Annotated in this window: 10 protein-coding genes; 3 read left to right on the top strand and 7 right to left on the bottom strand. The window is 69.5% G+C overall.

Features of this window, described 5'->3' with window-relative positions:
- From HUA74_RS01200 to HUA74_RS01170, 7 genes are all read right to left on the bottom strand, one after another.
- A complete protein-coding gene (locus HUA74_RS01200; protein ID WP_174453086.1) occupies positions 1 to 4167 on the bottom strand; it encodes a protein kinase in 4167 nt (1388 codons plus the stop codon).
- A gap of 141 nt (positions 4168 to 4308) precedes the next feature.
- Positions 4309 to 5085, bottom strand: coding sequence for a ZIP family metal transporter (locus HUA74_RS01195; protein ID WP_141647885.1), 777 nt, complete (start codon positions 5083 to 5085; stop codon positions 4309 to 4311).
- A gap of 45 nt (positions 5086 to 5130) precedes the next feature.
- A complete protein-coding gene (locus tag HUA74_RS01190; RefSeq protein ID WP_174453085.1) occupies positions 5131 to 6384 on the bottom strand; it encodes a COG3014 family protein in 1254 nt (417 codons plus the stop codon).
- A 45-nt stretch (positions 6385 to 6429) separates the two neighbouring features.
- Positions 6430 to 7038 carry a penicillin-binding protein activator LpoB gene (gene lpoB / locus HUA74_RS01185; RefSeq protein ID WP_174453084.1) on the bottom strand — a complete coding sequence of 203 codons (609 nt, stop codon included), beginning with the start codon at positions 7036 to 7038 and terminating at the stop codon, positions 6430 to 6432.
- A gap of 14 nt (positions 7039 to 7052) precedes the next feature.
- Positions 7053 to 7883: a hypothetical protein gene (locus tag HUA74_RS01180; protein WP_174453083.1), complete on the bottom strand. Its 831-nt coding sequence runs from the start codon at positions 7881 to 7883 to the stop codon at positions 7053 to 7055.
- A gap of 15 nt (positions 7884 to 7898) precedes the next feature.
- On the bottom strand, positions 7899 to 8465 hold the full coding sequence (locus tag HUA74_RS01175; RefSeq protein WP_141647881.1) for a hypothetical protein: 567 nt from the start codon (positions 8463 to 8465) through the stop codon (positions 7899 to 7901).
- Between the two features lie 117 nt (positions 8466 to 8582).
- Entirely contained in the window at positions 8583 to 10244 is a 1662-nt protein-coding gene (locus HUA74_RS01170) for a mechanosensitive ion channel family protein (RefSeq protein ID WP_174453082.1), read from the bottom strand.
- Positions 10245 to 10415: 171 nt separating this feature from the next.
- Between HUA74_RS01170 and HUA74_RS01165 the strand changes: the two genes are divergently transcribed.
- From HUA74_RS01165 to HUA74_RS01155, 3 genes are all read left to right on the top strand, one after another.
- On the top strand, positions 10416 to 10799 hold the full coding sequence (locus HUA74_RS01165) for a PleD family two-component system response regulator (protein ID WP_015351808.1): 384 nt from the start codon (positions 10416 to 10418) through the stop codon (positions 10797 to 10799).
- Between the two features lie 5 nt (positions 10800 to 10804).
- Positions 10805 to 12397 carry a multiheme c-type cytochrome gene (locus HUA74_RS01160; RefSeq protein ID WP_174453081.1) on the top strand — a complete coding sequence of 531 codons (1593 nt, stop codon included), beginning with the start codon at positions 10805 to 10807 and terminating at the stop codon, positions 12395 to 12397.
- 210 nt (positions 12398 to 12607) lie between these two features.
- Positions 12608 to 15076, top strand: coding sequence for a LysM peptidoglycan-binding domain-containing protein (locus HUA74_RS01155; protein WP_254624859.1), 2469 nt, complete (start codon positions 12608 to 12610; stop codon positions 15074 to 15076).
- Positions 15077 to 15525: the final 449 nt, after the last annotated feature.

Genomic DNA, 15525 nt, shown 5'->3' with positions numbered 1-15525 from the left:
TCAGTCCCACTCCGCCAGCAGCGCACGCGCGGCCCAGGCATCCGCGAGCGCCTGGCTCCCTGAAAAGACCTCCTTCAGCGACTCCAGCAGCACGCGCGCCTCCGCCGCTTCGTCGGTGTGCCGCGCAAGCCTCGCCAGCTCCACCGCCGCGCCCAGCTCATGCAGTCGCGCGCCCGTGTCTCGAGCCACCGCGAGCGAGCGCCGGAAGCACTCGCGCGCCTCGCCCATGTCCCCTCGCAGCAACAAAAGCTGCCCGTGGACTCGCAACAACGTCGCCAGGGGATGGCGCGCCACGCGCCCTTCCACATGGACCCGCGCCTGACTCAAGGCGGCCAGCCCCTCGTCGACCTTCCCTCCCGCGAGGTATGCGCGAGCCAGCGTCGTCAGGCACGCGCCCTGGAGCAGCGTCGCGCCCAGCGAGTTCATCAACGCGATTCCCTCGTGGACACGCGCGACGCCGCCCTCCACGTCTCCGAGGACCGCCAGGGAGAGCCCGTGCAGGCAGATGCTCCCCACCAGGGGCAACGGAAAGCCGTACTCGACACAGAGGCCCACGGCCCGCCCTGACACCTCCAGCATTGTCGCCGGGTCTCCACGCTCCAGCGCCAGCATCGCTCCGAAGACGGACACCGTGGCGATGGCATAGGGATGGCTCATGGACTCGGCGAGGGCGAAGGCCTGCGCCTGCGTCGCGAGCGCGGTGTCGGTGTGCCCCAGCACCAGCTCGCTCACCGCCAGGTACATCAGCGCATGCAGGCACTGCTCGGAGGCATGGCCCAGCCGCCCACCGCGAATCTGCGCGAGCTGCTCCGCCACTCCCTCCCGGCCCAGCAGGGCCTTCACCTCCAGGCCATGGCTTCGACACGACGTGTAGTCCGCGCGCCAGAACGCCTGGCTGTTGAGCGCGCCGTGCAGCACCACGCGTGCCTCCAGGTCCGCGTGCTCGTCTCCCTGGCAGCGGAAGAGCTCCGCGAGGCGGTCCATGCCTTCACCATCCCCTCGCACCAGCGCGATGTTCCACAGTCCCCAGAAGAGCGACGTGGGGATGCACTGAGATGGGTCACACAGCGCGGCGGCCCGGGTGAAGGCGTCCTCCACCTCGCGCGTTCCGAAGCCCTTCGAGGCCACCAGCGCCTGTCCCAGCTCGACGCGCAGCACGATGTCGAACTCATCCCGCTCGCGAGAGGGAGGCAACAGCTCCAGTTGTCCCAGCGCCCGCGAGTAGTGGCTGATGGCCTCCGGGAAGGCCGACTTCGCGCCCGCGAGCTGGCCCGCGCTCCGCCAGAACTCCGCCGCCTGGCGCGTCAGCCCCGCGAGCGTGGCGTGGTGGGCCACCAGCTCCGGCTGCTCCTCCACCACCTCGGGGAACTGCTCGGAGAGCACCTGCACGACGCGACCGTGGTAGCGCTGACGTGTGCTGCGCAGGAGCGACTGGTAGGCCGCTTCCTGGATGAGCGCGTGTCGGAAGGCGTACGTGGTGCATGGCGGCTGGCCCTGCCGGAAGAGCAGTCCCGCCTCTTCCAGTCGCTCCAGCTCCGGCTCCAGCTCGTCTTCCCGGAGGAAGGACACCGCGCGCAGCGTCTCGTAGTTGAACTCGCGCCCCAGCGTGGCCGCGAGCTGCACCTGGGAGCGCTGCCGGGGAGGCAATTGGTCCAGGCGCGCGAGGAGCAGCTCGTGCAACACCGCGGGCACCGCGGAGAGCGTCTCACCCGAGTCCCCTCGCACGGCCTCCTGCTCCACCACCACCCGCGTCAGCTCCTCGACGAAGAGGGGGACTCCGTCGGTCCGTGACACCAGTCGCGCCACTGTCTTCGGAGTCAGGGCGCGCTGGCCCGCGACCTCGCGTACCAGCGCCGCGGTGGCCTCGGGAGGCAGGGGCTCCACATCCAGGAACTGAAGCGCCGCGCGCTCGCTCCACACCTGCGTGACGCCCGGGCGCGCGGTGAGCAGCACACACAGGCGAGTCCCCTCCAATCGCTCCAGCAGCACTCCGAGGAACTGGAGGGTGGAAGGATCCGCCCAGTGCAGGTCCTCCACCACCAGCACCACCGGCCTGCGCACATCCTCGTGATGGAACACCTCCACCAGGGCCTTCATCATCGCGGCCCGCTGCCGCTCACCGGACAGGTGCAGGAAGGGCGAGCCTTCCGGAACAGGCAGCGACAAGAACGAAGCGAGCGGACACGAGAGCTCCACGTCCACGCCCAGCACGCCCAGACGCTCCACCAGACGCGCGAGCTTGCGCTCGGGAGCGTCGTCGCGGGCGAAGCCCAGGAAGCGCTGGAACCAGTCGATGAGCGGATGGAAGGCGCTGCCCGTTCCCCGCACACCACACTGACAACGCGCCCAGGTGCTCGTCCCCGGTGCCTCCCGGTCATGCAGCTCCTGGACGAGTCGCGACTTGCCGATGCCCGCGTCTCCTCGCACCAGGACGCCCACGCCGCGTCCACTCAGCGCATCGGCCCGCCACGTCGTGAGCCGCTGGAGTTCTCGCTCGCGGCCCACCAACGGCGACAACGCGCCAACCACCAGGGCCCGGTCGAACCGGCTCGCACCCGGCCGCTCTCCCAGCGCTTCATGCACGTCCAGCCATGACGTGCCCGACAGTCCCTCGAAGGCCCAGGCCCCCAGTGAGCGCGTGCGGATGCGGCCTCGCACCAACGCATGCGTGCCCTCGGTGAGCAGCACCGCGTCGGGCCCCGCCTGTGCGGCCAGCCATGAGGCCACCTTGGGCGCCTCGCCCTGCATGGGAGGCGCCGTGCCGTGCAGCAGCGGAGAGGCATCCGCCAACGCCACGCGGTCCGTGTGCAGCCCCACCTTCACCACCACACCCGGAGGCCCCAGCCCCGCGAGCTCACCGGGAAGCACCTCTTGCAGCCGCAGCGCCGCGCGCACCGCCCGCTCCGAATCCCCCTCGCGTGCCACGGGAAAACCGAAGCACGCGAGCACCTCCGCGCCCACCGCGAGCGTCATCGCGCCCGCGTGCTCGTGGATGATGCGCGTGCAGCCCTGGTGGAAGGCGCCCTCCAACTCGCTGCAATCCTCCGGGTCCAGGCGCTCCATTCCACCGCGCTCCTGCGCGAGCCGGCACGACACCAGCGTCACCAATCGACGACCGGAGATGCTCGAGCGCGAGGCCGAGTTGACGTCCAGCGCCAGCAGTCGACGCAAGCCGCGCAGTCGCTCCAGCAGCTCGCCTCCATTCGCCGGCCGCTCCGCCGGGTCCTTGGCCAGCGCCGAGGCCACCAGTCGAACAAGTTCCTCCGGCAACCCGGGACATCTCCAGCTCACCGAGGGCATGGGCTGGGCGGAAGGGATGTGCAGGCGCAGCTCGGCGGCCTTCGAGCGCGGCAGTGGGTGCTCGCCGGTGAGCAACTCGTAGAGCAACAGCCCCGCGGCCCACACGTCGGCCCTCGCGTCCGGAGGCTCTCCCCGCCACTGCTCCGGAGCCATGTACGCGGGAGTCCCCGCGCGCGCGGCTTCGGGCGCCAGGGCGGGTCCGGCCGGTGAGCGCGCGAGGCCGAAGTCGAGCAGCTTCGCCCTGCCATCCGCGAGCACGAAGACGTTGGCGGGCTTGAGGTCGCGATGCACCAGGCGCCGCTCATGCGCATGCGCGAGCCCCGCGGCCACGTCCGTCATCAGGTCCAACGTGCGCCGCAAGTCGGGTCGCTCCCGGCGCAGCATTCGCTGCAGCGATTCGCCCTCCAGGAACTCCATCACCAGGAAGGGCACGCGCAGCGGCACCTCCTCGCCTTGCGCCAGCGTCCCGGTGTTCCACGCGGACACGTCATGGATGCGGACGATGTTCTCGTGGTCCAGCCGGGCAATCGCCTGCGCCTCCTCGCGCAATGCGGCCAGCAGCGAGGGCGTCGCGAGGCCCCGGTGCGCGGCGAGGAACTTCAGCGCCACCGTGCGCCACAGCTCGTGGTCCACCGCGCGAAACACCTGCCCCATGCCGCCGCCGCCCAGCAGACCGAGGACCTCGTACCGACGGCCGTCCAGGCCTCCCAGCCTGTCTCCCGGGAGAGGCACCGGACTCGCGGAGCCTCCATGGATGAGGCCCTGGAGCACCGCGTCCTCGAACTCCGAGCCCGCGTGCGTGGGGGCATTCCCCGCGCCGGGGGAGACCATGCCCGGGCCCTCCGCCACGCCACTGGGTGTGCTCATCGCTTCCGGCCCTCCGTCGAGGCACCGTCCGCCCGGCCGTCAGCCCAGGCGCGTGCGGCCCCTCCCTGGTGGAGAGAGCACCGAATGACGGTTTGTGACGAAACTCCGGAGCGCGAGGCTTTAGCGCACGAGCGAGCAGGCTCAGTGCGCCGGATGCCCCATCAGACGCGCGAGCCCGAACATCAGGGCCAGTCCCACGAACAGCGCCAGCACGTTGCGGCCCGGCTGGTCCTTGCCGTGCCGGTGCACGTGCGGCAGCAGGTCCGACACGGCGATGTAGAGGAACGTGCCCGCGGAGAAGGCCAGCGCCTTGGGCGCCATGCTCTCGAAGCGCAGCACCGCGTCGAAGGCGAAGTACAGCAGCGCGCCCGCCGGCACCATCAACCCGTACAGCACGGAGAGCAGGAGGATGGAGCTTCGCGAGCGCCCCTCCGTCTTCAGGATGGAGGCGAGCGACAGCGCGGAGGGGACCTTGTGCGCGACGATGGCCAGGAGCGCCATCAACCCCACGCCCTCCTCCACCGCCGAGCCCAGGGCGATGCCGTCGAACAGCGTGTGCGTGGACAGCCCGAGGAACGCGGTGAGCCCCAGCACCTGCCCGGCCTGCGCGGGGGAGCGCCCGCTGCCGGACATGTGGTCTCCGGGCAGGTCCTCACCCGCGTGCGCCACCAGGTAGCGCTCCAGCACGAGCAGGAAGACGAAGCCCGCGGGCACCAGCGCGAAGGCCCACCAGCCCCCGCCCTCGTACGCCTCCGGCAACATGTGGAAGAAGGCCGCGCCCAGCATGACGCCCGCGGCGAAGGCGAGGAAGCGGACCAGCTGCGTGGGCCGCTGATTCCACAACACCACCATCGCGCCAAGCAGCGCGCCGATGACGACGATGAGGGAGTAGAGGGCCACCGTGGCCAGGACCGACATGGGGCGCGCACCCTACAACAAAACCGCCACAACAAAACCGCCGACTCAGTAGCGCCGCACCACCACCAACCCTACCCGGCCCGGCTTCACGTCCACCGTGTGCTCCGACACCCGTCCCCCCGCTTCTACACGGACCGTGTGGCTCCCCGCCGGCACCCGGAAGCGCGCCACCTGGAACTCAGCGGGCAAGGAAAGCCAGGAGCGCAGGTCTGGCGCATTGCCAGCGTTGAGCAGGAGGAAGGCCAGCACGCCCAGCTCCTCGCTCTTGGTCGCGGCGCCGAGGCCCGCCGCCAGGCCCGCCTTCACCGCCACGCTGGCGAGCTGCTTGGCCAGCATCCCGCCGATGCGGGTGTCCAGGTGGAGCCGCGCGACGTCCGCCAGGGACGTCACCGTCACCGCCCGCTCGTCCTGGTCGCCCAGCTGCACGCGCACCGACGGCGCGCTGCCCCGGTCCCGGTAGACGGGCACCTCGATGAGGTTGCCGCCGGTGCCGTAGTCGCGGGACGTGGGCTGCTTCTCCGGCGACAGCCCCGCTTCCACCACCACGACGACCTGGGACTCGTCACGGGCCAGGGGCGGATGGGCCACCTCCGGGTACTTCTCCTTCAGCGCCGCGTAGACGTCATCGCGGCCGGTGGACTTCGACAGTCGCAGCAGGGGCTCCACCAGCGCGCCCAGCCGGGGCTCCAGCTCGTACGCCTTCGCGTAGTCGATATAGGCCGAGTCCCAGTCGCGCTGGTCCTCGCGGATGACACCGCCCAGGTAGCGGGCGATGGCGAGCTGCTGGTACGGCTTCTTCTCCTCGGTGACCATCTTCTGGAGGCGCTCGTTGACCTGACGCACCTCCACCATGGCCGCCTCGTCGTCTCCCAGCTCCGCGTAGTTGAGAGCCTGGACGACGGAGATCATCAGCTTCTCGAAGTCCTCGCCGCGGTAGGCGCGCTGACGCTCGTTCGTCACGAGCGCCCCCGCCTCCTCGCTGACGGAGACGCCGTCGAGCCGTGCGCTGAGCTGCTCCGCCTCCTCCATCACCTTGTTGCTCTCCGCCCACTCGCCAGCGGCGTGCAGCACCATGCCCTTGTCCAGGAGCACGAGCAGCGCGTCCTTCTCCGAGCCCTCTTTCGAGACGGCGTCGAGCCCCACCAGCGCGCCCGGATAGTCTTCCGACTGATAGGACACGCGGACGCCGCGCGTGCGCGCCACGTAGTCGCCCGCGCAGCCAGTCAGCAGGAGCACGCTCGCCAGCGCGAGCACGCCCCCACCTCGAGGGCGCGCCAGGTGGCGGAGAAGAGAGGTCATGAGCAGTCGAGCCTTCGCGTGGAGCCAGCGGCTTGCGTCAGCCTGCTACCAGCTGACGCCGCGCTTCTCGAACTTCTTGCGGATCTGCTTCTCGTCCGTCCACTCGATGAGGCCGGTGCGCACGTTGCTCAGCTTCGCCGTCATCTTGTAGTACACGAGCTTGTCGCGGCCGACCTCCTGGATGATGGAGGCCAGGTCTCCCGTCATCATGAAGTCCACGGACACCTGCGCGCCCGGGCCCTTGGCAGCGTTCGGGTCCACGTAGCCCGACTGCTGGTACTCGTACTCCTCCGCGATGTCCTGGCGCGCGGCCTGGTCCACCATGGCGAAGCGGCCCGTCTGCGCGAGCGCCGTCTGAATCTTGTCGCCCAGCGAGCGCATGTCGATGTGCTCGGACGTGCTGTTCTTCAGCTTGCCCACGAGGACGATGGGCAGCGAGCCGTCCGGACGCGGCGTGGAGAAGCGCGGCGAGTTGGCCAGCGACTCCGCCATCTTCTTGGCGATGAGCTGCAGGTCGTTCTCGTTGAACTGGTCCGACAGCATCTCGATTTCGTTCGGGTCTTCGTACGACCCGCGCGTGTACGCGTGCGGGCCAGTGCACGCGACGAGCGAGGCGGCGAGGCAGGCGGTCAGGATGAGGCGATGGGTCTTCATGGTGCGTATGACTCCTAGTTCCATTCGCATTCGAAGCGGCTGCCCTCGAAGTTCCATTTGTAGTTGAGCACCGCGTCACGGCGGTACCCCGCCGTCAGGCGGCACAGGCTCATGAGCGAGGCACGGGGATAGTCGAAGGTGTAGCTCTGCGACTTCGCCCGTTCCTGCGGGGTGAGCTGGGAGGGATGGGTGAGCGTGGGGCTGGCGCTGGCGACCACCAGCACGTTGTGCTTGCCGTACGTCTTCAGCGGCACCCGCCCGGAGAGCTGAACGCGGCGCACCGTGCGCGCGACGAGGATGTCGCTGCGGTCCACCGTCGCCTCGTGGCGGTTGCGGCGCTGGAGCAGGTCCGTGATGTTGGCGCTGAAGACGCGGGTGAGGTCCCCGTCGTCGACGAAGAAGTAGAGGAACGCCTCGCGCGCGACGCGGCTCTCACCGGTGAAGTCCATCGTCACCAGCAGCTCCAGCTCCCGGTTGGGCGCGATGCCGTGGCGCGACACCGCCGCGAGCACGTTCTTGTCCACCCCGGCCTTCTTCAACTTGATGAGGCCGTCCGCGCTGGCGTCACATGCGCAGCGCCGCTCTTCAATCATCTTCACCAGCTGCGCGGGCTCGAAGCCGGCCTGGGACAGCTTGGTCAGCTCTTCGTCCGTGAGGGGAAGCTGGTCCGAGCGCTCGTAGATGCGCGGCAGCTGGTTCGGGTCCCACTGGATGATGTTGTAGGTCTGCGTGGTGCCCGTGGGGAAAGGCAGGGAGACCTGCGGACCTCCTCCCGTGGAGGAGAGGCTGACGGGGGCCTGACTGGAGGCCAACGCCAGCGTGGCTGCGAGCACTTGGGCAATCATGGCGAGCGACCTCCCCTAGAACCTGTAACCGATGGACATGCCCAGCCGGTGCGTCACGCCGCCACCGCCAATGGGGATGTCCGGGTTGTAGTTGAGCCCCAGCAGGATGTTGTCCCGGTGGCCCATCAGAATCTCGGCGCCCACCTGGGGGGAGATGCCGAAGCGCAGCCCCTCCGCCTCGGGAATCACGATGGCGCCGGCCCTCAGGCCCGCGGTGAACACCAGCGGCCAGCCCCAGGTGCGGAACTTCGGTCCCACCATGCCGATGAAGCGCCCACCGTCGAAGACATAGGCGGCGCTCGCGTCGAGCGAGAACCAGTCCGCGCCCCACAACGACAGCGTGGCGCCCACGTACAGCGGCGGGCCCGACGGCGCGTCCTCGGGGGGCTCCTTGTCATTGATGGCCGCACCCCAGTCGAGCTGGAGCGACACGCCCTGGCTGTTCGAGCCCGAATAGCCGCCCTTGCCATACTCGGATTCCTCGGGCCCATCCGTGCGGCCCCGGTCCTGCGCGGCCGCGGTCAACGGCGCCGCGACGGCCAGCGACAGAAGGGCTCCGCACAACCTGGAATGACGCTTCATCTCGAAGACTCCCACATGCGGTAGGTGCGAAAATTCCAACGCAACGACGGTGCGGCATCACCAATATTCAAAACACCCTTCCGGCAGGCAAGGGCTCCCTGTCTCTGTCGCACCCTCTCAGGAGGTGCGAGGGCCCGTGGGAGGGAGGTCCTGGGGGGCATCCGGCTGGGGGTCCCGAGCCTCCGGGGGCGGCAGCGCGGTGGGGGCCTGCCGGGACTCGGTGCGAGTGAAGGGCAGCCACTCGGGATGGGCCCGCAGGAAGGCGACCAGCCGCTCGCGGACGAGGGCGCGCAGGTCGAAGAGCTTGTCCGGGTTGGCCGCGCTGACGAGCGCGCGGACGGTGAGCGTGCGGTCCTGGGCCTCCAACACGACGACGGACTGGAGCCGCCCGTCCCACAGGTGCTTCGCGTCCTGCTCGACGATGCGCCGCAGCTCCCCGCGCACCGCGTCCACGTCCGTGGAGTAGTCCACCTGGAGGGTCACGGCCCCGAGCATCTCCGTGCTGGACTTGCTCCAGTTCTGGAAGGGCTTGTCCAGGAAGTAGGTAATCGGGATGACCATGCGGCGCTGGTCCCAGACGCGCAGCACCACATACGTGAGGGTGATTTCCTCCACGGTGCCGAACTCGGTCTCCACCACCACCTGGTCGCCAATGCGCACCGGCTGGGTGATGGAGAGCTGGATGCCGGCGAGCAGCGTGGCGATGGACTTCTGCGCCGCGAGGCCGATGACGATACCGGCGATACCGGCGGACGCGAGCAGCGACACGCCCACGTTGCGCACCACCTCGAACTGCATCAGGAGCAGCGCGGCGGCCACCACATAGGTCGCCGCCTCGAAGACGGCGCGCAGCACCGCGAACTGGGTGCGCAGCGAGCGGGCCCGGCCCGCGTCGCGCATGTCGCCCGACACGCGGTTCTGCACGAAGTTGGCGAACACCCGCAGGAAGCGCAGGATGAACCACGCCACCGCGATGATGATGAGCGAATAGCTCAGCCGGTTGAACAGCGTCTGCACCGGGCGCGGCAGCAGCAGCAGGGACGTGCCCGCCGCCAGGAGTATCGCGAAGTACGGCAACCGCAGGGGCCCCCGCCCCGCCGCCACCAGCTGGTCATCCAGGGTGAGGTGCGTCCACTTCGCCAGTCGCAGCCCGAACGCGAGAGACAGCCGCTCCAGGAGCAGGGCCAGTCCCACCGAGCCCAGGAGCGTCACCAGCAGGCCCAGCCACTGCCAGGGCTCCAGGCCGAACACGGTGCCGGAGAAGAAGAAGGGCGGCAGCCACTCCGCCACGCGGGGGCCGTAGGTTTCGAAGAGGGGGTCCACCATCCGCACGGTGGACTCGCTGAACACCCAGACCAGGGAGCCGTCCTGGGCCACCCGCTGGACGCGGATGGACACATTGGCGCCCTCCAGCGGGATGATGCCCAGCAGGTCGAAGCGGGGGTCGGCCGGGTCACCCTCCGCGACCTTGCTCAAGAGGGACAGGTCGATGGAGAGCTTGCGGTCCAGGACGAACTTGAGCCGGCGGGCCAGCTGGGCGCCCCGCTCGGGCTGCTGGGCGCGGGGGATGAAGTCCAGGTCCAGGTAGTGCGCCGCAGTGGCGTAGTCCCCCCGGTGGGCCGCGGCCAGGAACCCCTGGGTGGTGGAGTGGGGGGACTGCCGGTCCACGGGGGACGAGGGGGACCCCAGGCCCGAATTGAGCGCCGCGACGGGCAGCGTCCAGAGGAGACTCCCCACCAGGAGAAGGGCCGTCCAGGCTCGGCGGTCTGGGTGCATCATGGCGCCCTGCATACTCCTTTTCGGTGGGTTTGCCGGAAGAAGTCAGGCTCCGCCCCCCGCCCGGACGACCGGGAGGGGGACGTCCACGACACCACCCCGTCTTACCCCGTGGGAAAGGCGTTGGTGCGCCGGGTGGGGGTAGGATAGAAACGGAGCCCAAGGAAGGTCGACGTGTCCGAGAAGCGAAGAATCCTCCTGATTGACGACAGCGAAATCACGCTCGCCATGGAGAAGGCCGTGCTGGAAGCGCGCGGCTACGAGGTCGTCGCCACCTCCACGCTCATGGAGTTCGAGAAGACGCTCCAGAGCTGGCGGCCGGACCTCATCCTCACGGACATCCACATGCCCGAGGCCAAGGGCACCGACATCTGCCGCACGCTGAAGAACGAGTACGGCACCCAGGACATCCCCATCGTCCTGTTCTCCAGCCTGCCCGACGACGAGCTGTCCAAGCTGGCCGAGCAGGTCGGCGCCGACGGCTTCCTGTCGAAGATGAACGGGCTGGAGGCCATGGGCGAGAAGATCGACGAACTGGTGCAGAGCATCCTCTGGTGAACCGCATGCCGCGCCCCGTCCCCCTCGCCGCCCTCTGGGGCCTGGTGCTGGTGCTCGGTGGGTGCATGCGCAAGGAGCCGCCGCCCCACCCGCCCGAACCCGAGGCGGGTGTCGGCACCGCGTCCAGTTCGGCGCCCGGCGCCATCCTCTTCGTCTCCGCTGATACACGCGGCTACCTGGGCCCCTGCGGCTGCAGCGAGAACATGCGCGGCGGCATCGCCCGCGCGGCGTTCCAGGTGCGCGAGGCACGCCAGGGCACCACCCTGCCCGTGCTGTACGTGGACGGCGGCAACAGCCTCTTCGGGGAGACCATCCTCAAGCCCGGACAGGTTCCCCAGGAGGAGCTGAAGGCGAAGGCGCTGGCGGATGCCATGCGGCTGATGGGGCTGTCGGTGCGCGCCACGGGGCCGCTGGATGACACACGCGGCGCGGACTTCCGCCAGGGGCTCGGTCTGCCGGAGGTCGCGGACGGCGCGGTGAAGCTGTTGCCGGCGGGCGCTCGCAAGGTGGGCGTCGTCGCGGGGGAGACGCCCGCGCAGCTCGTGGCGGCCAGTGCCAAGGCCCGCGCGGAGGGCGCGGACTTCGTGCTGGGGCTGCTGGATGCGCCGTTGGAAGAGGCGCAGAAGGCCGCGGAGACGCCGGGGCTCGCGGTGGACGTGCTGGTGTCCACGCGCTCCGCCACGGAGATGAGTGGTGAGCAGAACCGGCTGGTGAAGGCGTCGGTGCCCGTCGTCGCGCCGCAGAGCAAGGGGCGCTCGCTGGTGCGCGTGGACTTGAGCTACGCGCCACAGCCGGGGCGCTTCGCGCTCCAGAAGGGACAGGCCGACCTGGAGCGAGAGGTGGCCGCCCTGGAGCAGCGCACCGCGCTCCTGGACAAGGACATCAACCTCCCGGGCATCGACCCGAAGCTCAAGGCGCTCAAGCAGGCCAAGCGCGACGAGTTGGTGGCGCGCAGGCAGGCCCTGGTGACGGCGCCTCCCGCGGCGGCCACGGACGTCAACGGCTTCACGGTGCGCTTCGTGCCGCTGGAGTCGGGACTGCCCTCGCTGCCGGACGCGCAGGCGCTGGTGGCGCGCTACGACGCGGAGGTGGGCAAGCTGAACCTCGCCTGGGCGAAGGAGCACGGTCAGGACTGCCCTGTTCCCGCCAAGGGTGAGTCGGGATTCGTCGGCAACGAGCCGTGCCGCGCATGCCACGAGGAGTCCTTCCCGGTGTGGGAAAAGTCCAAGCACCACCACGCCTGGGAGACGCTGGAAGAGGTCGGCAAGCAGCACCACCTCAACTGCGTGGGGTGCCATGTCACGGGCTGGGAGCAGCCCGGTGGCGTGTGCCGGCTGGACAAGGTGGCCGGGCGCGAGGACGTCGGGTGCGAGAGCTGCCATGGGCCTGGCTCCGCGCACTCGGACGAGCCGAGCGCCGACAACATCCTCGCGTCTCCTGGTGAAGCCGTGTGCGTCACCTGCCACAACCCGGAGAACTCGCCCCACTTCGACTTCGCGACGTATCTGCCGCGAATCCTGGGGCCGGGGCATGGCAAGCCGGTGGACGCTCAGCCGTCGAGCAAGCCAGCGGACACTCGGAAGCCCGCCAAACCGTAATCACGCGTCAGCGCCTGGTAGGCCGCACCCACGGAGCGTGCAGAGTTCGGCCATACCGCGCGACTCCTTGTTTGACTGTCAAGAAAAAGGGCGAATACTTCGGCCTTCGCCTGCTTCTGGGCGCACTCTTCCTGCGACCAAATGCTGCCTCTCTGCCTGCTCGTGCTGAACCTGGCCTCGCTCCCTCTCTCGGAGGGAGTGCCACCGCCCATGCCCCCGCCTCCGCCCGGCATGCGCGTGCTCGCCGCGGATGAGACGCGGGCTGTTGCCCCCACCCCTTCGACGGTGAAGGACACGCCGCCCACCACGGGCGGCAGCGTCACGAAGACCCAGCCCACGAACACCGGTGCGGTGAAGACCGAGGGCTCTGCTTCCTCGCCTGCTGTTGGCTCCACGGCCCAGGTCGATGCGCCCACGGGCGCCGGCACTGTCTCTGGCAACACCGTGAAGGCCCCTGCCTCCGCGAGTGCAGGTGCTACTGCGAGCCCGAGCACGAACAACACGGTGAAGGACCCGACCTCCACGAGTGCCGGTGCTGCCGCGAGCCCGAGCACGAACAACACGGTGAAGGCCCCTGCCTCCGCGAGTGCCGGCGAGGCAACGAGCCCCGTCGCTGGCAACGGGGTGAAGCCCGCGACGCCCACGAACTCCGGTGGCGAGAAGACGCCCCCCGCCACTGCGAACTCGGCGCCCACGAATGGAGAGAAGACAGCCCCCGCCACTGCGAACTCGGGCAACGCGGCGAAGACGCAGGCCGCGCGCACGACGCCGGTGCCCCCGAGCACGGCGCAAGCCGCTACCGGCAACACGGTGTCCGCTGAAGAGAAGTCGTCGACACCGGGCAACAGTGATGCGCCGGAGCTCGACGACAAGCGCGCCATCGCGAACGGTCAGGACGCGGAGGACGCGGACGGGGAGCCCGAGGCGACGCGCGAGGTGGTGGAGTCCGAGTCCGCGGAGATGGAGGAACTGCGCGCGCTGGAAGGCGTGACGCTGGACCCAGCGGCCCGGCCGAGCGCGGAGGTGATGCAGTCCCTGCGTCGACTGGGGCTCGCGAACCCGCTGCGCATGCGCATGCTGGACGCGCTGGAGGAGCCCACCTTCCGCGAGGACGACACGCCGGAGCAGCTGCCGCTCATCACCAACCTGGCCGCGTTCGACGTGGGGCTGATTCAGGACCGCTACGACATCCCGGTGGAGATGCAGCCGCTGGTGGCGCAGTACATCCAGTTCTTCCAGGGGCCCGGACGGCGCTGGTTCCGCAAGTGGATGTCCCGCTCCGCGCGCTACCTGCCGGTGATGCAGCCCATTCTGGAGAAGCACGGCCTGCCTCGGGACACCGTGTACCTGGCGATGATTGAGAGCGGCTTCTCCGCGCACGCGTACTCGTGGGCGCACGCGTCCGGTCCTTGGCAGTTCATCTCCAGCACCGGCAAGCAGTACGGCCTCAAGCAGGACTTCTGGGTGGACGAGCGCAGGGACCCCATCAAGGCGACCGGCGCCGCGGCGACGTACCTCAAGGACCTCTACAGGGAGCTGGGCCACTGGTACCTCGCGTGGGCGGGCTACAACACCGGCTCCTACCGCGTGCGTCGCATGGTGGAGCGCCACGGCACGCGCGACTTCTGGGTGCTGTCGGAGGAGAAGGGCCTGGCGAAGGAGACGAAGCACTACGTGCCCAAGCTCATCGCCGCCGCGCTGGTGGCGAAGAACCCGTCGGCGTTCGGCTTCTCCGAGCAGGAGTTCGACTACGAGCAGCCCCTCGAGTTCGACGTGGTGGAACTGACGGACGCGACGGACCTGGACGTGGTGGCGCGCGCGGCGGGGGTGAACATCCAGGACGTGCAGGACCTGAACCCAGAGCTGAAGCGCTGGTGCACGCCTCCGGCGAGCGCGAAGAACCCCTACAAGCTGCGGCTTCCCCCGGGCTCGTCGCCCCGGTTCGTGGAGGGCTTCAAGAAGCTCTCGCCGGCCGAGCGACTGACGTTCCGGGTGCACACCGTGAAGCGGGGCGACACGCTGTCGCAAATCGCGGAGCGCTACGGCACGGCGTCGGAGGCCATCCTCCAGATGAACCGGCTCAAGAGCGCGCGGACGTTGAAGCTCGGCACGGATCTGGTGATTCCGGTGCCGGCGAGCAAGGCGGGCCCCACGAGTGGCGGCGCGCTGGCGAGCAAGGTGGCGCAGGCCCGCCGCAGCGGCGTGGTGGTGCACCGGCCCGAGGACGAGGTTCCCGCGGGGACTCCGAAGGGCCCCGTGGCAGCGGGTCCGGTGAAGACGGAGACGCTCAATGGGCGCAAGCGCGTGACGTACGGCGTGCAGTCCGGCGACAGCCTGTGGGTCATCGCCACGAAGTTCAACGTGTCGGTGGATGACCTGAAGAAGTGGAACAACCTGCGCCGCCGCAACCCGACGTTGCAGGTCGGCTCGTTGGTGTACGTGTGGCCCGAGGGCACCTCCCAGGTGCAGGAGCGCGCGGGCACGGTGGTGGTGGCGAAGCAGGTGGCCGCGAACGTGGGGACGCCGGGCGGAAAGGTGCACGCGCTGGCCGAGGGCGAGACGCTCTGGTCCGTGGCGCAGCGCTACGGAATCACCGTCGAGGACATCATGCGGTGGAACAACATCAAGGACCACCGCTCCATCCCCACGGGGAAGGTTCTCTCGCTGAGCGCACCCTGAGCCTCCGAGCGAGGACGTCTTCGGACGTCCCGCCGTGGGACGCGTCGTTGCCGTGTGGCGAGGGATGACCTCGACGATTCGCTGAGTTCACCGTGGGCATCCCGCGAGGGCAGATTCGGATCTCCCCTGGTCGGGCGCGCGGTTGCAGGCTGACGGGGCTCACGTCGCCTCTTCGTTCAGCGCGCACTGGGCATCCACGCGAGGGCTGCTTCGGGCTGCCCATCGTCGGGCGAGTGAATTGCACAGGGGCTGGGGATGACCTCGCCCATTTCGCGGAACGACTCACCCACCCTGCCCTTCTCGCTCGACGCCGACGACGTCCCTCTCTCGAGGGATGTGGATGCCGGATGGGCTCACACGCATCCCCCGACGCGAGCCCGAGACAACTCCGTGGAGACCGCCCCACGCGCGGCGTTCTCCGTCCAGGTCTCGCGACGCCCGTCCCACGA

It is taken from the genome of Myxococcus sp. CA051A (assembly GCF_013336705.1).
In the GTDB taxonomy this organism is placed as follows: domain Bacteria; phylum Myxococcota; class Myxococcia; order Myxococcales; family Myxococcaceae; genus Myxococcus; species Myxococcus llanfairpwllgwyngyllgogerychwyrndrobwllllantysiliogogogochensis.
The sequence above is the reverse complement of the archived record's forward strand: the minus strand, read 5'-3'. Positions and strand labels throughout refer to the sequence as shown.